Origin of the sequence: Micromonospora sp. NPDC049662 (assembly GCF_040675055.1) — a bacterium.
Classification (GTDB): domain Bacteria; phylum Actinomycetota; class Actinomycetes; order Mycobacteriales; family Micromonosporaceae; genus Micromonospora.
The window spans coordinates 58,363-81,542 of sequence record NZ_JBFAOC010000012.1; the positions used below are offsets into that span (position 1 = coordinate 58,363).

Genomic DNA, 23,180 nt, shown 5'->3' on the forward strand with positions numbered 1-23,180 from the left:
CGGCGGCACGCTTTGCCGACATGACAGACGGTGCACGGCCGGCAACTCGATCGGGGCGTACGCCCCGGGAGGTGGCGACGCACTGCCCGTACTGCGCTCTTCAGTGCGGCATGACCCTGCGCGAGGACGAGGCAGGGGTGAGCGTGCTCCCCCGCCAGTTCCCGACCAACCGGGGTGGGCTGTGCCAGAAGGGCTGGACCTCGGCGGAGCTGCTCGACCACCCGGACCGGCTGACCAGCCCGCTGGTGCGTGACACCGTCAGCGGCAAGCTGCGCCCGACGACCTGGGACGCCGCGCTGGACCGGGTCGCCACCGGCGTACGCGCCATCCAGGACAGCTCCGGGCGGGACGCGGTCGCCGTCTTCGGCGGCGGCGGGCTGACCAACGAGAAGGCGTACGCGCTGGGGAAGTTCGCCCGGGTCGCACTGCGTACCCGCAACATCGACTACAACGGGCGGTTCTGCATGTCCTCGGCGGCCGCCGCCGGGATGCGCGCCTTCGGCATCGACCGAGGGTTGCCGTTCCCCCTGTCCGACCTGGGTCAGGCCGACACGCTGCTGCTGGTCGGCGCCAACCCGGCGGAGACCATGCCGCCGCTGGTGCGCTGGCTCACCGAGCAGCGCCAACGCGGCGGGAAGCTCATCGTCGTCGACCCCCGCGTCACCGCCACCGCCCGCCAGGCCGACCTGCACCTGCAACCGCTGCCCGGCACCGACCTCGCCGTGGCCAACGCGCTGCTGCACATCGCGCTCACCGAGGGCTGCGTCGACCAGGCGTACGTGGCCGAGCGCACCACCGGCTTCGACGCGGTCCGCCGCAGCGTCGCCGCCTGGTGGCCGGCCCGCGCGGAACAGCTCTCCGGGGTGCCGGTGGCCGATCTCGAGGCGACCGCCCGCGCGCTGGGCACCGGCGGCCGGGTGATCATCCTGACCGCGCGCGGAGCCGAGCAGCACGCCAAGGGCGTCGACACCGTCACCGCGTACGTCAACCTGGCCCTCGCCCTGGGCCTGCCGGGCCGACCGGGCTCCGGGTACGGCTGCCTCACCGGCCAGGGCAACGGTCAGGGCGGGCGGGAGCACGGGCAGAAGGCCGACCAGCTCCCCGGCTACCGCAGGATCGATGATCCGGCGGCCCGGGAACACGTCGCGGGCGTCTGGGGCGTACCGGCCGACGAGCTGCCCGGTCCCGGTGTGCCGGCGTACCAGCTCCTCGACTCGCTCGGCACCGCCGACGGTCCCCGGGCGCTGCTGGTGTTCGGCTCGAACCCGGTGGTCTCCGCTCCCCGGGCCGCCCGGATCGAGGGCCGGCTACGCGACCTCGACCTGCTGGTCGTCGCCGACCTACTGCTCTCCGAGACGGCGGCGCTGGCCGACGTGGTGCTGCCCACCGCCCAGTGGGCCGAGGAGGACGGCACGATGACCAACCTGGAGGGTCGGGTGCTGCGTCGGCGCGCGCTGCGCCCACCGCCGCCGGACGTCCGCACCGACCTGGCCATCCTCGCCGACCTGGCGGGACGCTTGGGCGACGCCGAGACGGCGGCGGCGCGGTTCCCGACCGACCCGGCCACCGTCTTCGGCGAGCTGCGCCGCGCCTCCGCGGGCGGCATCGCCGACTACGCCGGCATCACCTGGGAGCGCATCGACGCCACCGACGGCGTCCACTGGCCGTGTCCCAGCGCGGACGGGCCGGACACGCCACGACTCTTCGCCGACAGGTTCGCCACCCCGGACGGCCGGGCCCGGTTCCACCCCGTCGACCACCGGCCGGCCGCCGAGGAGGTGTGCGCCACGTATCCGCTGCACTTCACCACCGGCCGGGTGCTGGCCCAGTACCAGTCCGGCACGCAGACCCGCCGGGTACCGGCGCTGCGTCGCGCGGCGGCCGAGGCGTTCGTCGAGCTGCACCCCGACCTGGCCGCCCGGTTGGGCATCGACGACGGCGACCCGGTGCGGGTCACGTCCCGCCGGGGCGAGCTGCGCGCCCCGGCCCGGCTCAGCCCGGGTATCCGGCCGGACACGGTCTTCGCGCCATTCCACTGGCCGGGCGCCGGGCGGGCCAACTCGGTGACCAACGACGCGGTTGACCCGATCTCCGGGATGCCCGAGTTCAAGATCTGCGCGGTCCGGGTGGAGAAGGCATGACCGCCCGGGTGGTCATCGTGGGCAACGGCATGGCCGGCGCCCGGCTCGCGACCGAGCTGCACGCCCGCGGGGACGAGCGCAAGGTCACCGTCCTCGGGGCGGAACCGCACCGCGCGTACAACCGGATCATGTTGTCCACGCTGCTGGCGGGCCGCATCGACGAACCGGACGTGGAGCTGACCGAGGCCGCCGGGCACGGCATCGACCTGCGCTCGGGCGTGACGGTCGCCGCCGTGGACCGGTCCGCCCGCGAGGTCCGCACGGCCGACGGCGAACGGATCGCCTACGACCATCTGGTGCTGGCCACCGGCGCGCGGGCGGTGGTGCCGCCCCTGCCCGGCCTCGACCCGGCCGACCTGCCCCGGCGGGTCGTCCCCTTCCGCACCCTGGACGACTGCCGCCGCATCCTGGCCGTGGCGCGCGACGCACGCGCCGCGATCGTGCTCGGCGGCGGGCTGCTCGGGCTGGAGGCCGCCCGGGGCCTGGCCACGCGCGGGCTGGCCACCACCGTGGTGCACCCGACCAACCACCTCATGGAACGGCAACTCGATCCGGCGGCCGGCACGGTGCTGGCCAGCACACTCGCCGGGCTCGGCGTCACGATCCAGCTCGGGGTGCCCGCCACCGGGGTGGCGGCGGACGACAGCGGCGTCCGACTCGACCTGGCCGACGGCCGGTCGCTGCACGCCGACCTGCTGGTGCTCTCCTGCGGGGTACGCCCGGACACCGCCCTCGCGCAGGCCGCCGGGCTGGCCGTGCGGCGCGGCGTGGTGGTGGACGACCGGCTGCGCACCAACGACCGGTCCATCTCGGCGCTCGGCGACTGCGCCGAACACGACGGGACGCTCACCGGACTGGTCGCGCCCGCGTGGGCCCAGGCGCGGGTGCTCGCCGACGTGTTGACCGGCACGGACCCGCTCGCCCGGTACCGGCCCCGCCCGGTGGTGACCCGGCTCAAGGCGGCCGGGATCGACCTGGCCGCGATGGGCGAGGCGGTCGGCGGCCCGCCGGGCGAGGAGCTGACGTTCACCGACCCGACCCGGGGCACGTACGCCCGGCTGCGCATCCATGACGAGCGGTTGATCGGCGCGATCCTGCTCGGCGACAACCCGGCGATCGGCACGGTGATCCAACTTTTCGACCGGGGTCACCCGGTACCGGCCGACCGGCGGGCCCTGCTGCTCGGCCGGGCGCTCGGCGGGGCCGTCTCGACGCCGAGCGCGTCACCGGCGCTGATGCCGGACGCGGCCGTCGTCTGCCAGTGCAACAACGTGACCAAGGGAGCGCTGGTGCGCTGCTGGCGCTCCGGCGCGCGGACGGTCGACGCGGTGGTGGCGGGCACCCGGGCCGGCACGGGATGCGGCGGATGCCGCGACGCGGTCGGCGGCATCGTCGACTGGTTGTCCGAAGCGGAATCTGTGGAGGTGACGCGATGAGCGGCGCGGACCTGGTCGTCGTCGGCAACGGCATGGTGGGGCAACGCTTCGTCGACGCACTGCGCGCCCGTGACCCGCAGGGCCACTGGCGGGTCACGGTACTGGCCGAGGAGAGGCGTCCGGCGTACGACCGGGTGCGTCTCTCGGCGTACTTCGACGGGGTGAGCGAAGAGGAACTGAACGTGCACACCCCGGACGACGGGGTGCGGCTGCGCCTCGGTGAGCCGGCCACCGCCATCGACCGGGAACGGCAGGTGGTGAGCACCGCCGAGGGCGACTACCACTACGACGCGCTGGTGCTGGCCACCGGGTCGTACCCGTTCGTGCCGCCGGTGCCCGGGGCCGACCTGCCCGGCGTCTTCGTCTACCGGACGCTCGACGACCTGGCGGCGATCCGCACGTACGCCGCCGGTCGGCGGGTCGGCGCGGTGATCGGCGGCGGGCTGCTCGGGCTGGAGGCGGCGAACGCCCTGCGCCTGCTCGGCCTGAGCACCGACGTGGTCGAGTTCGCGCCCCGGCTGATGCCGGTGCAGGTGGACCAGGCCGGCGGCGCGATGCTGCGCCGCTACGTCCACGACCTGGGTGTGCGTACCCACCTCGGGGTCGCCACCACGGCGATCCGCGCGGGGGCCGACGGCACGGTGGCCGCGTTGGAGCTGTCCGACGGCCGGGTGGTCGACGCCGAACTGGTCGTGGTGGCCGCCGGCATCCGGCCCCGCGACGAGCTGGCGCGGGCCGCCGGGCTGCCGTTGGGTCCGCGCGGTGGGGTGCTGGTCGACGAGACCTGCCGCACGGCCGACGAGCGGGTCTGGGCCGTCGGCGAGTGCGCGGCGGTCGACGGCACCTGTCACGGCCTGGTGGCACCGGGGTACGCGACGGCCGAGGTGGTCGCCGACCGGCTGGTCGGCGGCGCGGCGACGTTCCCGGGCGCGGACACCGCCACGAAGCTGAAGCTGCTCGGGGTGGACGTGGCGTCGTTCGGCGACGCCCACGGCACCACCGAGGGCTGCCTGGACGTCACGTTCACCGACCCGGCCACCCGCGTGTACGCCAAGCTGGTCCTCTCCGACGACGCGCACACCCTGCTCGGTGGGGTGCTTGTCGGCGACGCCAGCGCGTACCCGACGCTGCGGGCCAGCGTGGGTGGCCCGCTGCCGGCCGCGCCGCTGGCCCTGCTCGCCCCCGACGGCGGCGGCGCGGACGCCGGGACGCTCCCCGCCGCCGCGCAGGTCTGCTCCTGCAACGCGGTGACCCGGGGCGACGTGGACGCCGCGATCGCCGGCGGCTGTTCGGACGTGCCGGCGCTGAAGGCGTGCACCAGGGCGGGCACGAGCTGCGGCTCCTGCGTGCCGATGCTCAAGCAGCTTCTCGACGCGGCCGGGGTGGCACAGTCCACGGCGCTGTGCGAGCACTTCGACGTGAGCCGCCGCGAGCTGTTCGAGATCGTGCGCGTACGCGGCATCCGCACCTTCTCCCGGCTGGTCGCCGAGCACGGCCGGGGACGCGGCTGCGACATCTGCAAGCCCGTGGTGGCCTCGATCCTGGCCTCGCTGGGCAACGGGCACGTGCTCGACGGCGAGCAGGCGTCGTTGCAGGACACCAACGACCACTTCCTGGCCAACCTGCAACGCGACGGCAGCTACTCGGTGGTGCCCCGCATCCCCGGCGGCGAGATCACCCCGGAAAAGCTGATCGTGATCGGCGAGGTGGCCCGGGACTTCCAGCTCTACACGAAGATCACCGGTGGGCAGCGGATCGACCTGTTCGGGGCCCGGGTGGAGCAGCTACCGCAGATCTGGCGACGCCTGGTCGACGCCGGCTTCGAGTCCGGCCACGCGTACGGCAAGGCGCTGCGCACGGTGAAGTCCTGCGTCGGCGAGACCTGGTGCCGGTACGGCGTACAGGACTCGGTGGGGTTGGCCGTGGCGCTGGAGCTGCGCTATCGCGGGCTGCGCGCCCCGCACAAGCTCAAGTCGGCGGTCTCCGGCTGCGCCCGCGAGTGCGCCGAGGCCCGCAGCAAGGACTTCGGCATCATCGCCACCGAGACCGGCTGGAACCTCTACGTCGGCGGCAACGGCGGCTTCCGGCCCCGGCACGCCGACCTGTTCGCCACTGATTTGTCAACAGAAACCCTGATTCGACTAATCGATAGATTTTTGATGTATTACATCCGCACCGCCGACCGGCTGCAACGCACGGCCGGCTGGATCGAGGCCATGGACGGCGGCCTGGACCACCTGCGGGCCGTGATCGTGGACGACTCGCTCGGCATCTGCGCCGACCTCGACGCGGCCATGGCACAGCACGTGGCGTCGTACTCGGACGAGTGGCGCGACGTGCTGGACGATCCGGAGCGGTTGCGCCGCTACACCTCCTTCGTCAACGCCCCCGACGTGCCCGACCCGTCCATCACCTTCGCCGTGGAGCGCGGCCAGCCGGTGCCGGCGCGCGGCGGCACCCCACCCGACGGCCACGGCCGTCGTCCCGTCACGCTCGGCCTTCCGGAGGTACGGCGATGAGCATCACGATGACCACCAGGACCACCCTCGGCTGGACGGCGGTCTGCCCCCTCGACCGGCTGGAACCGGAGCGGGGTGTCGCCGCCCTGGTCGACGGCGTGCAGGTGGCTCTCTTCCACACCGTGGACGGGCTGTTCGCGATCGACAACCGTGACCCGGTCACCGGCGCGTACGTGCTGTCCCGGGGCATCGTGGGCAGCCGTGGCGGAGTGCCGACGGTCGCGTCGCCGCTGCACAAGCAGGTGTACGACCTGCGCACCGGCGAGTGCCTCGACCTGCCCGGGGTGACCGTGGCCCGGCACGACACGCGCTGCCACGACGGGATCGTCGAAGTGCGGTTGCGACGGGAGGACTGATGCGGGAAGAACTGGCCGGCTTCACCATCGGGGTGACCGCCGACCGGCGGCGCGACGAGTTGGCCGCGCTGCTCGAACGCCGGGGCGCACGCGTGGTGCTCGCCCCGGCGCTGCGGATCGTGCCGCTGTCCGACGACAGCGAACTGCGCGAAGCGACCCGCGCCTGCCTCGACCAGCCACCCGACATCCTGATGGCCAACACCGGCATCGGGATGCGCGGGTGGCTGGAGGCGGCCGAGGGCTGGGGGCTGGCCGAGCCGCTGCGTTCGGTGCTCGCCAGCTCGTACGTCGTCGCCCGGGGTCCCAAGGCGCGCGGCGCGATCCGTGCGGCCGGCCTGCACGACCAGTGGTCACCGGCGTCGGAGAGCTGCGACGAGGTGGTCGACCACCTGCGTCGGCGGGGGGTGGCCGGGCAGGTGATCGCCATGCAGTTACACGGTGAGCGGCAGCCCGAGTGCACCCTCGCGCTGGAGGCGGCCGGCGCGACGGTGATCGAGGTGCCGGTCTACCGCTGGGCGCCACCGACGGACCCTGCTCCGCTGCACCGGCTGATCGACCTGATCGCCGGCCGGCTGGTGGACGCGGTGACATTCACCTCCGCGCCGGCGGTCGAGGCGCTGCTGCGGGCGGCCGGCGACCGTACCGACGCGGTGGTGTCCGCGTTCCGCACCGACGTGCTGGCTTGTTGCGTCGGCGCGGTGACCGCCGAGCCGTTGCTCCGGCTCGGGGTGCCGGTGAGCGCGCCCGGCCGCGCCCGGCTGGGTGCCCTGGTTCGCACCATCGTCGACGAGCTGCCCCGGCGGACCGTGACCTTCAAGGCCGGCGGCCACCTGCTCACGTTGCGCGGGCACGCCGCGGTGATCGACGGCGACTTGCGGCCCCTCGCTCCCGCGCCGATGGCCGTGCTGCGGGCGCTGGCGCAGTCCCCGGGCCGGGTGCTGTCGCGTACCGCCCTGCTGCGGACCCTGCCCCGGGGCGCGGACGAGCACGCCGTGGAGATGGCGGTGGCCCGGCTGCGTGCCGGTCTGCGCGCGCCCCGGGTGGTGCAGACCGTGGTGAAGCGCGGCTACCGGCTCCGGGTCGACTGAAACGCGCCACGGCCGGCTGTCGCCAGCCGGCCGTGGCCGTGGGTTCAGTCGGCCGTGACCGTGGATCCAGCCGGCCGTGACCGTGGGTTCAGCCGACCGGCGTGGGGAAGCCCCGGCCGTGCTCCGCCTGGAGGCGGAGCATGGCGTGCTCGACCACCGTCACCAGCACCTGCTTGACCGAGTCCCGCTGCCGGGCGTCGGTCATGACCAGCGGCACCTGCGGCGAGATGGCCAGCGCCTCGCGGATCTCCTCCAGCTCGTACTGGGGAGCGCCGTCGAAGTTGTTCAGCGCCACCACGTACGGCAGGTTCCGGTTCTCGAAGTAGTCCAGCGGGGCGAACGCGTCCGTGATCCGACGGGTGTCCACCAGGACGGCGGCACCCACCGCCCCTCGGATGATCTCATCCCACATGAACCAGAAGCGGGTCTGACCCGGCGTACCGAACAGGTACAGGATCAGGTCCTGGGCCATGGTGATACGACCGAAGTCCATGGCGACCGTGGTGGTCTCCTTGCCGGGCACCTTGGACGGGTCGTCGATGCCGACACCGGCCGCGGTCATCACCGCCTCGGTCGTCAACGGCGTGATCTCGGAGATCGCGCCGACCAGGGTCGTCTTACCGACGCCGAAACCGCCCGCGACGACGATCTTCGCGGAGACGATTCCCCGGCTCGGCTGCCGCCCCCCAGCGGGGTCATAGCCTGCGAAGTCCACTTAGCACCCTTCCAAGCAGTTCCATCCGCTCCTCGAACCCCTCGGCGGGAGCAGCAGTGTGTAACGTCAGCAGGCTCTCGGCCACCATGTCGGCGACCAGCACCCGGGCGACGCCCAGCGGCATCCGGGTGTACGCGGCGATCTCCGCCAGCGACTGTGCACGGCCCTCGCAGACCGTGGCGATTCGGTGCTTGTCGTGCCCCGCGAAACGGGACTCGGCAACCTGGGTGGGAGAGGAGGTGAGGACCGCCTCGAGGGCGATGTCCTGCCGGGGCTCGGTACGACCACGGGTGACCGCGTACGGACGCACCAACGCGCCACGCGGGTCAACGCGTCGTTGGTCCATCCCCGATCACCTCCTCGTCTCCCGCGGAGCCGGTAGAGACCGCCTCCCCTCCCTGCTCCGGCGCGCGGTCCGCGCGCCGGACTGTGGCGCTACGAACGCACCGCGTCCCGGGGCAGCGGCACCAGCGCCGCGCCCACCCGTTCCACCAGCAGCGCCATCTCGTAGCCCACCTGGCCCACGTCACAGCTCCGCGCGGCCAGCACGGCCATCGACGAACCGTCGCTGATCGACATGAGGAACAGGTAACCGCTGTCCATCTCGATGACGGTCTGCAACACACCGCCCGCGCTGAACATCCGGGCCGCACCCTCGGTCAGGCTCACCACGCCGGAGGTGATCGCGGCGAGCTGGTCGGCCCGGTCCCCCGGCAGGTCCCGGGAGGACGCGAGCAGCAGCCCGTCGGCGGACACCGCCACCACGTGGGCGATACCGGCCACGCTGTCGGCGAAGTTGGTGAGCAGCCAACCCATGTCCTGCATGGCAGCTGGCCTGTTCATCGGCTCTCCTTGGTCGAGGTGCTGTTCAGGTCCGTACCAGCCGACCTACCGCGCTGCACGCCACGGTGGTAGGCCGACAACAGGCCGCGTACTTCGTCGGGGGTCCGCCGGCTGCGGTCCCGGCCACCCTTCGGTTCGATACCGCCCGGCACGAGCTGCGCCTGCGGCACCCGCTTCGGCAGACCCGAGCGGGTGGTGCCGGCGGGGGCCGGCTCGGCGGCCCGGCTGGCCAGCGTCCACCCCTCGTCGGCCGCCGTGCGCCAGGCGTCCGGGTCCGGGGCCGGCGGCGCGGCGGCCGGCGCGGGAGCCGCGACGGGGGCCGCCGGAGCTGCCGGGGCGGCCGGCGCCGGGGCGTAGGACGGTGGTGGCGTCGGCGTCGAGGCGGTACGACCGCCGGTCTTCGCGGTGCCGAATCCGTCCATGCTTCCCACGCTCTGCGCTCCGGTGCCCTCGGAACTGCCCGGGGTCCGGGTGGGCAGCGGCGGTCGGGCCGGCGCGGTCGCGGCGCTCGACGGGCCACCGTTGGTGGCCCGCGTGCCGGCGTCGGCCGGCGGGGGCGGCGTGTCGAACTGCGGCCGGGTGAAGATCGCGGTGGCGTCGTCGCCGTGCGACCGGAACCAGACCGCCTCCATCTCCCGGAAGATCGGCGCTTCGGCGGGGAACTCCGGCCGGGTGCTGACCGGCGCGGCCGGCGTCGGCGGCGCGACCGGCGCGGCCGGCTGCACGGGCGGGAGCGGCGGCGCGGAGGGCGCCGCCGGGGCGACCGCGCCCGGCCCGGCAACCGGACCGACCGGCAGCACCGGCGCGCTCCGGGCGTCCGTGGTGTCGGCCGTCGCGCCCCGCCGGGGCAGCGCGTCGATGGTCGGGTACGCCACGGTGGGGCTGCCCGCCGAGGTGCCGTTGCCGTTGCCGTACGACGGTCGCGCGGGCGGTGCCGGAGCGGCCGGCGCGGCGGCGGGCGGCACCGTCGGACGCGCACCGGTGTATCCGCCGGCCTGCACGGCCGGGGTGGTGTCCCGCGTGTCGAGTGGGGACTGCCACTGCGCGGGCGCCGGGGCGTTGCTCCGCCACTGGTCCGGCAGCGTGGCCGCCGTGGTGGTCGCGCCGGCGTACGACTCGGCGTGGCCGACCGGGGTGAGCGGCGTCTGCTCGACGGCCATCGGCTGACGCGGGCGGGTGAGCGCCTGCTCGCGGCCCCGGCTGCTGGGCAGGATCACGGTGGCGGCGGGCAGCGTCACCTGGGCGACCGTGCCGCCCTCGACGTTGCGGCGCAGCTCCACCCGGATGCCGTAGCGGGACGCGAGCCGGCTCACCACGGCCAGACCCATCAGCCGGAACGCGGCGACGTCCACGCTCGGCGGGGCGGCCAGCCGACGGTTGAGCGAGTCGAGCTGCTCGTCGGTGAGGCCGAGCCCGCGATCCTCGATCTGGATCAGCACGTAGTCGCGGATGCGGCGACCGTCGGCGACGACCGTCGTGTTCGGCGGCGAGAACCGGGTGGCGTTGTCGAGCAGTTCGGCGACGAGGCGTACGACGTCGTTGACCGCGTGCGCGGCCACCGAGATGTCGGTGTCGACGGTGCCGAACTCGATGCGGTTGTACAGCTCGACCTCGGACTGGGCGGCGCGCAGCACGTCGACGACGAGCGCGTCGTCGCGGCGCGGTACGGCCGAGTCCGCGCCGGCCAGGACCAGCAGGTTCTCGTCGTTGCGGCGCATTCGGGTGGCCAGGTGGTCCAACTCGAAGAGCTGGGCCAGCCGCTTCGGGTCCTCCTCGCCGCGCTCGATCGCGTCCAGCTCGCCGATCATCCGGTCGACCAGGGTCTGACTACGGCGGGCCAGGTTGAGGAACATCGCCGAGACGCTGGTGCGCAGCGCGGCCTGTTCGGCCGCGACCCGGACCGCCTCCCGGTGGACGACGTTGAAGGCCGACGCCACCTGGCCGACCTCGTCGCGGCTGTTGAGCTGGATCGGATCCCGGACCTGCCGGACGATCTCGTCCACACCGCCGTCGCCGACGCTGCCCATGTTCTGCAGTCGCTGCACGGCGTCCGGCAGGTCGTGGTTGGCCACCGAGAGCGCGCCCTCGCGCAGGCGGCGCAGCGAGTGGTTCAGCGACCGGGCCAGCACGACGGCCAGCGACACGGCGATGATCAGGGTGAGCAGCACCAGGATCGACTCGACCACGGCCTGCCGGATGACGTCCGAGCGTGCCTCGTCGGCCTGGTCGAGCAGCCGGTCCTGCAGTTGGATCTCGGCCCAACGCATGAGGTCGTTCACCGCGCCGATGGCGGCGGTGGCATCCTGCGCGCTCACCAGCGCGCGCTGCCCGACGGAGCGGGTGATGTCGGTGGCGACCCGGTCGGAGAGGCCGACGGCGTCACCGGAGACGGTGCTGTCGACCAGGGCCCGCTGCACGGGGTCGGCGGCGAGCGAGAAGGCGACGAGCGCCTCCTGCTGGCTGGTCAGCGTGGCCACGAAGGAGGAGAACTGCTCCGGGTCGAGCTGGCCGGCGGTCAGCGCGGTGAAGGCGACCGCCTCTTCCTCCGCGACGGACGCCTTGGCGCGGGCGAAGGCGGCGACGGCGCGGCGACTGTCCGCCAGGCTCTCGTCGCCGGGTAGCTGGGCCAGCCCGTCGCCGTAGCTGATCAGGTCGGTGAGGATGACGCCGTAGCGCAGGACCGCCTCGGCGACCGCCATCTGCCGGCGGTCCAGCACCTCCTGGCGGGTGCCGTCCAGGGTGGCCAGGTGGTCGTCGATCGCCGCCAGCCGGTCCCGCACCGCCGTCGGCACCTCGCCGATCCGGTCACGCTCGGCGCGGTACTCGTCCACCCGCTGCTGCGTCTGGCGTACCCGCAGGTTGTACGCGTCGGCCGGCTGCTGCGGAGTGGCCAGGTAGGCCGCCGCCGCCATCCGCTCGGCCTGCAGATCCTGGGTCAGCGCGCTGACGTCGATGGCGAGCGCGGTGAGCGAGCGGGCCCGGGTGGCGTCGTAGGCGCCCTCGCCGATCGAGATGAGTCGGACGGTGGCGAGCGCGATCACCGCGGCCACCGGAACGACCAGGATCAGCGCCAGTTTGGACCGGATCCGGGCGTCCCGCAGCCTCGGCATGCGCCGGCGCGTACGCCCGGTATCGCCGCCGATCGCGGGCAGGGTCGTCGGTCCGGTGCTCACGACATCGCCTCCGTCGTTTCTTCCCCGCCTGACCCGCCGAGCCGTGCCGGGAGCGGAGGGGACCACGCGCGGCACGGCCGCGATTTCATCAGAGAAGATCGTGTTTGGGAAGCCGCAGTGAGGTAGGAAACGGTCGGACGGCGCGGAACCCTTGATCCGGTCAACTGATACCTTCATTTCCGCAAGCCCCTGATCAGGGCATGTAACTCCAGAGTGGTCACGCGTGTATGCAAAGTGAGGTTTTGCAAACATTGCGTTACCCCAGCATGTGGGATGACCGTCCCGAAAATGCAACCGGGGTCCGCGCTTGACCACAGCGCCGGCCATTGGCAAGGTTTTGCAGGCTTCGCGCACACACCGTACGGCAGACGAGATCCCGTCCTCCACTGAGGACGGATTAGCGGCGGTGACCGGGCAGCGCCCGCGCCCGCACCTGGAGGACTGAGTTGAGCCCCATCCGCTCCGCGACCATCGCGGTGCTCGCATCGGCCCTCGTGGCCACCACGCTCACCGGCTGCCAGTTCGGCGAAGCGGAGCAGGACACGAGTCCGATCGTGATCGCCGCCGACCTCGAGCTCTCCGGTGCCGCCGCACCAATGGGCCGGGCATACCAGCGCGCGCTGGAACTCAAGAGGGACCAGTTGAACTCCTCCGGAGCACTGAACGGCCGGAAGATCGACCTTAGGATCAAGGACAACCGTTCCGACGCGGCCGAGTCACTGCGCAACATCGCGGACTTCAGCAGCGATTCCCGGGTCAGCGCGATCGTCATGGGCGGTTGTAGCGAATGCGCGGTCGGCGCGGTCGGCGTCATCAACGAGAAGCGGATTCCCACCATTGCGCTGGCCGCTTCCGGGGCGATCTCGAGCCCGGTCGCCGACCGGCGCTACGTGTTCAAGCTGGGCCCGAACGCGGCCGACAGCGCCTCGGCGCTCACCACCGAACTGCGTCGCAAGAACGTCCGCAAGGTCGCCCTGCTCGCCAGTAACGACGATTACGGCCGCGAGGGCGTCCTCGCGCTGCGCCGCGAACTGGGCAAGACCACCATCAAGGTGGCCGGCGAGGAATCGGTGAAGACCACCGACACCGAGGTCGGCCAGCAGATCGGCAAGCTCGTCAAGCTCAAGCCCGACGCGCTGGTCGTCTGGACCCCACCGGAGCAGGCCGCGCTCGCCGCGACCAGCGCCCAGCAGGCCGCGTTCCGCGGGTCGCTCTTCTTCGACGCGGGAGCGGCCGGCGACCTCTTCCTCGGCGCGGCGGCCCGGGCCACCGAGAAGGCCACGATGGTCTTCACCCAGACCATGGTCATCGACGACGTGATCGCCACCACGCCGGCGAAGGCGGCCCGGCGGCAGTGGTTCCAGGACTACACGGCCCGCTTCGGCGGCTACAACGGCTCGTCCTCCTTCGCCGCTGACGCGATCCAGCTGATCGCCGACGCCGAACTGCGGGCCGGCGGCCCGGCGGGGAAGGTCGACCGGGACGGCATCCGGGACGTGTTGGAGACGTCCCAGATCGACGGCCTCTCCGGCCCGATCCGCATGACGCCCGACAACCACTCGGGGCTCATGCCGCAGGCGCTCACCACGCTCGTCGCGCGCAACGGCCGCTGGCGGCTCGCGGGGTAACCCGCCAAGATCCACGCAACTTCGGTGATACTGCTGCCTCCGGCACTCGGGAAGCAGCAGTATCACCGAAGTTGTGACTGGTAGACGACCGTGCCGGGTTACCCAAGATCTACCCTGGCCTCCCGCCTCACCGGGTCAGCGGCTGCTGGTGGTCTCCCTCACCCAGGGCAGCGCGATCCGCTCGACGAGCACGAGCGCGGAGTAGAGCAGGATGCTGACCAGCGCCACCAGCAGAATCGCCGCCCAGGCGGTCGCGTAGTCGCCGACGCCGGCGTACTGGAGGATGACGTAACCCAAGCCCTTCTCCCCGGCCTGGAACTCGCCGATCACCGCGCCGATGGCCGCCAGCGGCATGGCCACCTTGAGCCCGACGAAGATCTGCGGCAGCGCCGCCGGGAACCGCACCTTGCGGAACGCCTGCCAACGGGAGGCGTTCCAGGACCGGACCAGCTCGGCCAGGTCGGCCGGCGTGGTGGTCAACCCGGTCGCGGTGGACAGCACGATGGGGAAGAAGCAGAGCAGGAACACCATGGTCAGGATCGGCTTCTGTCCCCAGCCGAGCGCCACCACCAGCAGCGGACCCAGAGTGATCTTCGGCACGGCGTTGACCGCGACGAGCAGCGGGGTGAACATCCGCTCCACCGCTCGGGAGCTGGCCAGGGAGAGTCCGATCAGGACACCGGCGGCCATCGACAGGGCGAAGCCGATGAGGATCTCCAGCAGGGTCGCCCAGGTGTGCTCCAACATCTGGGCGGGCTTGTCGACGAACGCGCTGAACACACCTCCCGGCGGGGGCAGGGCGGCCGGCGGGATCAACTCCAGCCGGGCGACCAGCCACCACACGGCCAGGGCGACCACGAGACCGGCCGCGGGCAGCAGCGCCGCCCCGGTCCCCGCCCGCAGGCCGGCGCCCCGACCCGCCCGACGCGCCTGGCGGCCGGCGCCCGAGGGTGCGGGCCCCGTCACCGCCGGCTCGGCTGAGCGGACGTCGGTCATCTTGTCCTCCTCGTTGTTCGCTGGCCCCGCAAGGGCCGACAGGATTCGCCGGCCCCGAGGGCCGACAAGCGACGGGGGTACGCCCCACCGGAGACCGGTGGAACGTACCCCCTGGTGACGACCGGACGATCAGGCCTTCGGCGCGAGGCTGAAGTCGATGATCTGCTCGGGGGTGATGTTCTGCTTGAGCGCGCCCGCGCCCTGCAGGATCGCGATGCTCTTCGCCACCCGGCCGCTGTCCAGCGTGCCGATCGCGGTGCCGGAGTTGCCGGAGCGCACGTACGCGGCCATCAGGTCCAGCTCGGCGGCGGCGGCCACCGGGTTGGCGGCGTCGACGTTCTTCTTCAGGATCTCGCCGGCCTCCTTGGAGTTCGCCAGGCTGTACTCGAGGCCCTTGAGCAGCGCCGCGGTGAACCGCTTCACCATCTCGGGCTTCTCCTTGGCGATCTTGCTGGAGGTGATCAGCACGTTGCCGTAGAGGTCCTGCATCACGTTGCTGTACGGCAGCATGACGGCCTTCTTCTTGGACACCGCCTCGATCGTCGGCTGACCGACGACGAACTGGCCGATGCCGTCCACCGAGCCGGAGGCCAGCGTGCCGATCAGCGCCTGCGCCTCACCGTTGACCCAGGTCACCTTGCTGGCGTCCACACCGGCGAGCCGGGCGTACGTCGGGAACAGGTTGCGCACCACGGAGCCGGGGGTGTCGGCGAGCTTCTTGCCCTCCAGGTCCTTGGGCGAGTTGATGTTCTTGCCCTCGACGGTGGCGATGCCCGCCATCGTGCGCTGCTGGATCGCGGCCACGGCGGTGAAGTCCTTCGCCTGACCGTTGCCGAGCTGGAGCAGACCACCGGTGAGGTCGATCGGCCCGAAGTCCGCCTGACCGCCGACAACCGTCTGGATCACGCCGCCGGTGCCCTGACCGGCCTTGATCTCGACGTCGAAGCCGGCCTCCTTGAAGAAGCCCTTGTCCTTCGCCACCCAGGCGTAGGAGTCACGGCCGAAGTTGCCGAAGGAGGTGAGGTAGGTCACCTTCTCCAGTGCTCCGTCTTTGCCACCCTTGGCGTCGTCGGACGAGTCCGACCCGCTGCTGCAGGCGGAGACGAGGGCGAGGGCAGTGGCCAGCGCGGCCGTAGCGACCGTACGGGTCAGCCTTCTCATCAGTAGCACCATGTCCTTTCCGACCGGGGCCGCAGGCCACCGGAGGGGGTTGTCGCGGCGGTACCGGCGGGAGGGGCAAGCCGGGCACCGCCATCGTGAGGGGACTCTTCGCGGGCACAGCGTACGAGAAACCCACAGTTGCGACGCCAGGCGTACCGGGTTGCGGATCGGAAACAACCTGACGACGACCCCGGACGGTGCGACATGTCAACAGGGCGGCTAGCCTTTGTCGGATTCCTGACCGTCCACTCAGCGGAGGTCCGCCGCAGATGATCCGACTGTCCGGGGTGTCGCGTACCTTCGAGGGCCGGTCCGGCCAGGTCGAAGCCCTACGCGGCATCGACCTCGACGTCGCCGAGGGCGAGTTCGTCGCCGTCCTCGGGCGCTCGGGCTGCGGCAAGTCCACCCTGCTGCGGCTGATCGCCGGGCTGCTCCCGCTGACCTCCGGCGAGATCACTGTGGCCGGTACGCCGATCACGCGACCCCGCCGCGACATCGCCATGCTGTTCCAGAAGCCGGCGCTGCTGCCCTGGCGCAGCGTGCTGGACAACGTCCTGCTGCCGGTGGAGATCTTCGGCTGGAGTCGCGCCAAGCACCGCGAGCGGGCCCGGCAACTGCTCGACGTGGCCGGCCTGGCCGGGTTCGAGAAGCGGCTGCCGCACGAACTCTCCGGCGGCATGCAGCAGCGGGTGTCGCTGTGCCGGTCGCTGATCGGCGAACCCCGGGTGATGCTGATGGACGAGCCGTTCTCCGCGCTCGACGCGCTCACCCGCGAGGAGCTGTCCGGCGAACTCCAGCGCGTGCACATGGAGAACAAGCCCACCATCGTCTTCGTCACCCACTCGATCGACGAGGCGGTGCTGCTCGCCGACCGGGTGATCGTGCTGAGCCCTCGGCCCGGCCGGATCCGCAAGGTGGTCGAGGTGGCCATTCCCCGTCCACGCACCCTGGGCCGCAACGCCCACCTCGCCGACGTCGCCCGGGTCAGCGCCGACCTGCACGAACTGTTGATGGAACGCGACCAGCCGGCCACGGCCGGCGCGGAGGGACGATGACCATGCGGGTGTCGGTGTTCACCGAGCCGCACCGGGGTGCCGACTACGACACCCAGCTCCGGTTCGCCCGACTGGCCGAGGCCGGTGGCTTCGAGGGATTCCTGCGGGCCGACCACTACCAGTCGATGGGCGACGACCCGGGCCTGCCCGGCCCGACGGACGCCTGGCTGACCCTCGCCGCGCTGGCCCGGGAGACCGAACGGATTCGGCTCGGCACCCTGGTGACGTCGGCCACCTTCCGCCTGCCCGGCCCCCTCGCCGTGCTGGTCGCGCAGGTCGACCAGATGAGCGGCGGCCGGGTCGACCTCGGCATCGGCGCCGGCTGGTACCAGCGCGAGCACACGTCGTACGGCATCCCGTTCCCGGCCGTCGGGGAACGCTTCGACCGGCTGGCCGAGCAGCTTGAGGTGATCACCGGGCTGTGGTCCACCCCGGTGGGCGAGACGTACAGCTTCACCGGTGACCACTACCGGCTGGTGGACGCGCCCGCGCTGCCCAAGCCGGCGCAGGTGCCCGGCCCGCCGATCATCGTGGGCGGCCGCGGCCCCAAGCGGACCCCCGAGCTGGCCGCCCGGTACGCCGACGAGTTCAACATGCCGTTCAAGTCCGTGGCCGAGACCGCCGGGGCGTACGACCGCGTTCGGGAGGCGTGCGGCCGTACCGGTCGGGCCGAGTCCGGGCGAGCGCCGCTGGTGCTCTCCGCCGGCATCGTGGTGGCCATCGGGCGTACCGACGCGGAGGCCGCCCGACGGGCCGCGCCCCTGCACGAGAAGAGCGCGCTGCCGCCGGAGGACCCGGTGGTCGGCTCGCCGGCGGAGCTGGTGCAGCGGATCGGCGAGTTCGCCGAGATCGGCGCGAGCCGCGTGCACCTGCGCCTCACCGACCTCGACGACCTCGACCACCTCGAGCTGATCGCCGCCGAGGTGCTTCCCCAACTGGACGGTGGACGATGACCGACGTGATCGACGGCACCGAACTCGGGCCCGTGGGCCAGGAGGTCGTGTACGAGAACGACCGGGTCCGGGTCTGGCACATCCGGCTCGAACCGGGTGAGCGTCAGCCCCTGCACCGGCACGACCACCCCTACCTGGTGGTGGCGATCCAGGGCGCGAAGAACGTCGTGCAGACGATCGACGGGACCCGGATCGACGCCGACGAGCCCACCGGCGGTGTCGTGTACCGCGACCCCGGCGCGGTACACATGCTCACCAATGTCGGGGACACGACATACCTGGCCCGACTGGTCGAACTCAAGTAGACCCGCCCGGCGTGCCCCGGCGCGCCGCGCGGCGCGCCGGTGGCGATCGGGTGTACCAGGTGCGTAACGTGCCCGACATGGCCTATCGGACCTGGGGCAGACTGCTGCTCACGGCGCTCGGGGTGAGTGTGCTGGCCGGAGCCGGCCAACTCGGCGTCGCGTACGGCTTCGGCATCGTCCGGCTCACCGGCGCCTTCACCGGCTCGACGGTAAACCAGTGGCCGGCCCAGCTCGTCTGGGTGGGCTGGTTCGCCGCGAACGCCGCCGTGGCCGGCGCCGTCCTGACCGGACGACTGGCCCGCCGGGACACCCCGCCGGCCAGCACCGGCCGGCACCTGGCCATCGCTGGCGCTGCCGCGCTCGGCGCCACCGCCGTCGCCCCGCTCTGCATGCAGCCCGCCCGAGCCGCCGAGTTGATCTCGGTGGACCCGGTCTGGGCGGTCGGCATCTGCGCCATCCTCGGCGCGGTCATCGGAGCGGGCGCGGCCATCGCCGTACTGCTCCGGCCGGTGCTGGGCTGGAACATGGCGGCCGTTGCCGGGACGATCTGGCTGCTGGCGCTGGTCTCCGTTCTGCCGTCGCTCGGCACGTCCGGCCCGCTGCCCACGGTCCGACTCGGCGTACTCGAACCGAACTGGCTCAACGACGCGGCCGCGCAGCGCCTGGCGCTGCTCGTGCTGCCCCTGGTGGCGTTGCTCGCGGGCGCGGCGACCGCCGGACTGGCCCGGTGGCGCGGCCAGATACCGCTGATCAGCGCGGCGACCGGGGTGGCGGGTCCGGTGCTGGTGGCGTTCGCCTACCTGACCGCCGGCCCCGGCGACGCCGTCGACCGCTACCAGACGACCCCCTACTACGGCGCGCTGATCGCCGTCCTCGCCGGCGCCCTCGGGGCTGCGGCGGCCGCCCTGCTGCGCTGGCCCGTCGGCGTCCGCGCCGCCGACTCCGAGGCGATCGCGCCCACCGACATCCTGCGTCCGCTGCCCACCGGCCCGACGCTGCCGGGCGGTGACCAGGCGACGCCGACGGACCAGGCCGAGGACCACCCCGGGGCCGCCGGCCGACAGCTGGTCGAGACGGCTGCGGGTCCGCGTGCCGGTGACGACACCACCGGTGTACGCACCGTCCCCGCCCACTGGGACTGGCCGTCTGCCACGGTGAGCGGCCAGCACGGCCCGGTCCCCGCCGACGCGACGCGCGCGGGCGAGACCCCTCGACCCGCCGGCCCCCGCCAGCGGTCCGACGCCGCCGGGTCGGCAGCGGACGCCGCGACTCCGGACCCGTTCGCCACCGGCGCACGGCACGACCGCACACCGGCCCGCGCCTCCTGGCTGACCGACCCGACCGGCGAGTTCACCGCCGGGCGGCAGCCGTCGAGCCGCGACGAGGACGCGACCGGCGGTGCCGCCGACCCGGCCCGTACCGCTGCGACGTCCACCACGCCCGCATCGGCAGCCGTCAGCCCGACGCCCACCACGCCCGCATCGGCAGCCGTCAGCCCGACGCCCGACGCGGGCGGCGACGGCGCGACAGACAGCGCGACGACCGGCTGGGACAAGCCGGGCAGCGACCGCACGACGATCAGCGCCACGCAAGCGCCGCCCGACATGGAAGCCCCGGTCGGCACGGACGGCTCCGGTGACACGAGCACTCCGCTTGCGGGCGCCACCGTCACTCCGGTCGCCCGTAGGGCAGGCACGCGGGCCAGGGGCGGCGCGGGCACGCCGAGCGCGGGCGACACCGGCGAGCCGGTCGCGACCAATTCCGGCACCCCGAGCACGCAGGGCACGAATCCGCAGGTCGTGGCCGACGCCGGCACGCCGAGCACAGGCCCGCAGGTCGTGGACGTGGCTGGGCCGAGCACGGGTCCACAGGTCGTGGAGGTCGCCGGCACCACGAGCACGGACAGCGCCGCCGACACGGACAGCAACGCCGACGACACGGACAGCGCCGCCGACGTGTCCGCGCCCAAGCCGCGTCGCTCGCGCAAACCGAAGTCCGTACCGGCCGCCACCTCGACGACCGCCACCTCGACGACCGCGGCCGAGGACGGCACGGCGGCGGCCACCGGGACGAACACCAGCGCGACGGCAACCGCCGGAGCGGCGCCCACCGGTACGAGCACCGAAGCGACGACCGGCGGACGCGCCAAGCGGACGGCCCGCGCCGGCAAGGGCGCCGACGTGACAAGCGCCGACCAGCCGCTCGGCCAGGACGCGCCGCGCCCCTCCCCCGAGGGTGAAGGCGTCGAGCCCGGCGAAGCGGCACGGACCGCTGCAGCGGAACCCGACGCCCTGGCCGCCGAAAAGGGTGCGGTCCTGCCCGCCGACGGCTCCATCCCGGTCGCGGAGCCCGGGGCGGGCCGCCGCACCGGACCGGCGACGGCCGAGGGTGGCACCGGCGCTTCGCTGTTCGGCGAGCCGACTGCGGGCGACGCGGGGGCCGACCGGTGGACGCCGGCAGCGCCGGCCTGGTCGGCCACCCCGTCGTGGACCACGGCGTCGACCGACCCGGAACCGGCGGATGCGCCCGTGAGCGCCGAGGAGTCGACCGACTGGACGCCCCGCTTCCGGCACCGGGCACCCCTGCCCGACCTGAGCCGGGTGCCCACCTGGGACGCCTTCGACACCACCCGCCGCACCAGAGCATCGGATCAGAGCACCGGTACGCCGGACCAGAACACCAGCGCATCGCCCGCCGGCACCACCGGACCGGCCGTCAGCACGCCGGACCAGACCCCCGCCGGTACGACCGACCAGGCCAGGGCGATGGCCGCCCTGGCGAGGTCCATCGTGCCGCCGTCGATCACTCCGGTCGTACCGGAGCAGGGCGACGCGTCCACCACCGCCGGCAGGGCCGAGCCGGCGAACGACCCCGCGCGGACGTCCACGGACGACGGGCGGTCCTCCCGGCGAGGGCGGCTCGGCGGGCTGTTCCGGCGTAACCGGGTGCGGGCCGACGAGGAGAGCCGGCCCGCGCCCGATGCGGCGGAGCCGCTGCCCTCGCAGGACGAGGAGTTCGTCGACTGGGTCGCCGGCCTGAGCAAGCCGGTCACCGACAACGAGCCCGAGCAGGAGAGCGGCCGTCGCTCGCTGCGCTCCACCGGCCGCCACCACCGCGACTGAACCGACCGACCCCGGGTTCCGTGAATTCGGGCCTTCCTGCCGGCCAGGACGCCCCGACTTCCCGGAACCCGGGGTCGACCGCGCCAAACCGTCAGGCCAGGGGCAGGTAGACCTTCCCGCCGCCGGAGACGAACTCCTCCGACTTGTCCTTCATGCCGCGGGCGGCGTACTCCTTCAGCTCCTGGGTGATCTTCATGGAGCAGAACTTCGGGCCGCACATCGAGCAGAAGTGGGCGGTCTTCGCGGGCTCGGCCGGCAGCGTCGCGTCGTGGTACGAGCGCGCGGTCTCCGGGTCCAGCGAGAGGTTGAACTGGTCCTCCCAGCGGAACTCGAACCGTGCCTTCGACAGCGCGTCGTCCCACGCCTGCGCGCCAGGGTGCCCCTTGGCCAGGTCGGCAGCATGGGCGGCGATCTTGTACGCGATCACGCCGGCCTTCACGTCGTCCCGGTCCGGCAGGCCGAGGTGCTCCTTCGGGGTGACGTAGCAGAGCATGGCGGTCCCGAACATGCCGATCATCGCCGCGCCGATCGCCGAGGTGATGTGGTCGTACGCGGGCGCGATGTCGGTGGTCAGCGGCCCGAGCGTGTAGAACGGGGCTTCGTGGCACCACTCCTGCTGGAGGTCCACGTTCTCCTTGATCTTGTGCATGGGCACGTGACCCGGGCCCTCGATCATCACCTGCACGTCGTGCTCCCAGGCGACCTTCGTCAGCTCACCGAGGGTGCGTAGCTCGGCAAACTGCGCCTCGTCGTTGGCGTCCGCGATCGAACCGGGCCGCAGCCCGTCACCGAGCGAGAACGTCACGTCGTAGCGCGCGAGGATCGCGCACAGCTCCGCGAAGTTGGTGTACAGGAAGTTCTCCTCGTGGTGCGCCAGGCACCAGGCCGCCATGATCGAGCCGCCCCGGGAGACGATCCCGGTCACCCGGTCCACGGCCAGCGGCACGTACGGCAGCAGCACCCCGGCGTGCACCGTCATGTAGTCCACGCCCTGCTCGGCCTGCTCGATGACGGTCTCGGCGAACACCTCCCAGCTCAACTTCACCGGGTCGCCGCCGACCTTCTCCAACGCCTGATAGATCGGCACCGTCCCGATCGGCACCGGGGAGTTGCGCACGATCGCCTCACGGGTCTCGTGGATCCGCTTGCCCGTGGACAGGTCCATCACGGTGTCCGCGCCCCACCGGGTCGCCCAGGTCAGCTTCTCCACCTCCTCGGCCACCGACGAGCTGACCGCCGACGTGCCGATGTTGGCGTTCACCTTGACCAGGAACGCCTTACCGATGATCGCCGGCTCGCACTCCGGGTGGTTCACGTTCAGCGGCAGCACCGCCCGACCGGCGGCGATCTCGGTCCGGACCAGCTCCGGGTCGACGTTCTCCCGGATCGCCACGAACTCCATCTCCGGCGTCACCACACCCGCCCGCGCGTACGCGAACTGCGTGGGCCGGCGACCCTCCGCGCCGGCCAGCGGCGTGCCCGCGCCCCGCACCGGGGCCACGTCACCGCGCTCGGCGATCCACGGACCACGCAGCGCCGGCAACCCCACCGCCGGGTCCGACCCCGGGCCGGACGTGTCGTAGAGCCGTACCGGCGGATGGTCACCGGTCAGCGTCACCTCCGCGAACGGCACCCGCACATCCGGCCGCGACCCCTCGACGTACACCTTGCCTCGTGCCTGCATGACAA

At 72.8% G+C, this 23,180-nt stretch carries 17 protein-coding genes; 10 read left to right on the top strand and 7 right to left on the bottom strand.

Annotation, left to right across the window (positions count from 1 at the left end):
• Positions 1–20: 20 nt before the first annotated feature.
• Genes AB0J36_RS12275 through AB0J36_RS12295 form a run of 5 tightly spaced genes read left to right on the top strand, consistent with a single transcriptional unit; the run spans position 21 to position 7,540 of the window.
• Positions 21–2,141: a molybdopterin oxidoreductase family protein gene (locus AB0J36_RS12275; protein WP_363660496.1), complete on the top strand. Its 2,121-nt coding sequence runs from the start codon at positions 21–23 to the stop codon at positions 2,139–2,141.
• Positions 2,138–3,577, top strand: coding sequence for an FAD-dependent oxidoreductase (locus AB0J36_RS12280; RefSeq protein WP_357126431.1), 1,440 nt, complete (start codon positions 2,138–2,140; stop codon positions 3,575–3,577). The genes AB0J36_RS12275 and AB0J36_RS12280 overlap by 4 nt, the downstream gene beginning before the upstream one ends.
• Positions 3,574–6,096, top strand: a complete 2,523-nt coding sequence (nirB, locus tag AB0J36_RS12285) for a nitrite reductase large subunit NirB (RefSeq protein WP_357174388.1) — start codon at positions 3,574–3,576, stop codon at positions 6,094–6,096. Before AB0J36_RS12280 ends, nirB begins: the two co-directional genes overlap by 4 nt.
• An 8-nt stretch (positions 6,097–6,104) precedes the next feature.
• Positions 6,105–6,452, top strand: coding sequence for a nitrite reductase small subunit NirD (gene nirD / locus AB0J36_RS12290; RefSeq protein WP_357126595.1), 348 nt, complete (start codon positions 6,105–6,107; stop codon positions 6,450–6,452).
• Positions 6,452–7,540, top strand: coding sequence for a uroporphyrinogen-III synthase (locus AB0J36_RS12295; RefSeq protein ID WP_355050730.1), 1,089 nt, complete (start codon positions 6,452–6,454; stop codon positions 7,538–7,540). The genes nirD and AB0J36_RS12295 overlap by 1 nt, the downstream gene beginning before the upstream one ends.
• An 88-nt stretch (positions 7,541–7,628) precedes the next feature.
• On the opposite strand, the gene AB0J36_RS12300 is transcribed toward AB0J36_RS12295, so the two are convergent.
• The 4 genes from AB0J36_RS12300 to AB0J36_RS12315 all read right to left on the bottom strand — a co-directional run bounded on the left by AB0J36_RS12300 (position 7,629) and on the right by AB0J36_RS12315 (position 12,271).
• The gene (locus AB0J36_RS12300) at positions 7,629–8,255 is read right to left on the bottom strand and encodes an ATP/GTP-binding protein (RefSeq protein ID WP_357126437.1); all 627 of its coding nucleotides are present in this window, start codon (positions 8,253–8,255) and stop codon (positions 7,629–7,631) included.
• The gene (locus AB0J36_RS12305; protein WP_282305307.1) at positions 8,236–8,601 is read right to left on the bottom strand and encodes a DUF742 domain-containing protein; all 366 of its coding nucleotides are present in this window, start codon (positions 8,599–8,601) and stop codon (positions 8,236–8,238) included. Before AB0J36_RS12305 ends, AB0J36_RS12300 begins: the two co-directional genes overlap by 20 nt.
• A gap of 89 nt (positions 8,602–8,690) precedes the next feature.
• Positions 8,691–9,098, bottom strand: a complete 408-nt coding sequence (locus AB0J36_RS12310) for a roadblock/LC7 domain-containing protein (protein ID WP_007465177.1) — start codon at positions 9,096–9,098, stop codon at positions 8,691–8,693.
• Positions 9,095–12,271, bottom strand: a complete 3,177-nt coding sequence (locus tag AB0J36_RS12315) for a sensor histidine kinase (protein ID WP_363660498.1) — start codon at positions 12,269–12,271, stop codon at positions 9,095–9,097. The genes AB0J36_RS12310 and AB0J36_RS12315 overlap by 4 nt, the downstream gene beginning before the upstream one ends.
• Before the next feature lie 446 nt (positions 12,272–12,717).
• On the opposite strand from AB0J36_RS12315, the gene AB0J36_RS12320 reads away from it, so the two are divergent.
• Positions 12,718–13,899: an ABC transporter substrate-binding protein gene (locus AB0J36_RS12320; protein WP_363660499.1), complete on the top strand. Its 1,182-nt coding sequence runs from the start codon at positions 12,718–12,720 to the stop codon at positions 13,897–13,899.
• Positions 13,900–14,034: 135 nt separating this feature from the next.
• On the opposite strand, the gene AB0J36_RS12325 is transcribed toward AB0J36_RS12320, so the two are convergent.
• Together AB0J36_RS12325 and AB0J36_RS12330 are read right to left on the bottom strand one after the other, a co-directional pair.
• Entirely contained in the window at positions 14,035–14,895 is an 861-nt protein-coding gene (locus tag AB0J36_RS12325) for an ABC transporter permease (protein WP_363660500.1), read from the bottom strand.
• A 129-nt stretch (positions 14,896–15,024) separates the two neighbouring features.
• Positions 15,025–16,056, bottom strand: a complete 1,032-nt coding sequence (locus AB0J36_RS12330; RefSeq protein ID WP_355050735.1) for an ABC transporter substrate-binding protein — start codon at positions 16,054–16,056, stop codon at positions 15,025–15,027.
• Between the two features lie 269 nt (positions 16,057–16,325).
• Between AB0J36_RS12330 and AB0J36_RS12335 the strand changes: the two genes are divergently transcribed.
• The 4 genes from AB0J36_RS12335 (at position 16,326) to AB0J36_RS12350 (ending at position 21,491) form a co-directional block, all read left to right on the top strand.
• Complete coding sequence (locus tag AB0J36_RS12335; RefSeq protein ID WP_357126451.1) at positions 16,326–17,111, top strand: ABC transporter ATP-binding protein; 786 nt, start codon at positions 16,326–16,328, stop codon at positions 17,109–17,111.
• Between the two features lie 2 nt (positions 17,112–17,113).
• On the top strand, positions 17,114–18,064 hold the full coding sequence (locus AB0J36_RS12340; RefSeq protein WP_363660515.1) for an LLM class F420-dependent oxidoreductase: 951 nt from the start codon (positions 17,114–17,116) through the stop codon (positions 18,062–18,064).
• Complete coding sequence (locus tag AB0J36_RS12345; RefSeq protein ID WP_355050737.1) at positions 18,061–18,369, top strand: cupin; 309 nt, start codon at positions 18,061–18,063, stop codon at positions 18,367–18,369. Before AB0J36_RS12340 ends, AB0J36_RS12345 begins: the two co-directional genes overlap by 4 nt.
• Before the next feature lie 77 nt (positions 18,370–18,446).
• The gene (locus AB0J36_RS12350; protein ID WP_363660501.1) at positions 18,447–21,491 is read left to right on the top strand and encodes a hypothetical protein; all 3,045 of its coding nucleotides are present in this window, start codon (positions 18,447–18,449) and stop codon (positions 21,489–21,491) included.
• Positions 21,492–21,582: 91 nt separating this feature from the next.
• On the opposite strand, the gene thiC is transcribed toward AB0J36_RS12350, so the two are convergent.
• Positions 21,583–23,175, bottom strand: a complete 1,593-nt coding sequence (gene thiC, locus AB0J36_RS12355) for a phosphomethylpyrimidine synthase ThiC (protein WP_357126457.1) — start codon at positions 23,173–23,175, stop codon at positions 21,583–21,585.
• Positions 23,176–23,180 lie beyond the last annotated feature (5 nt).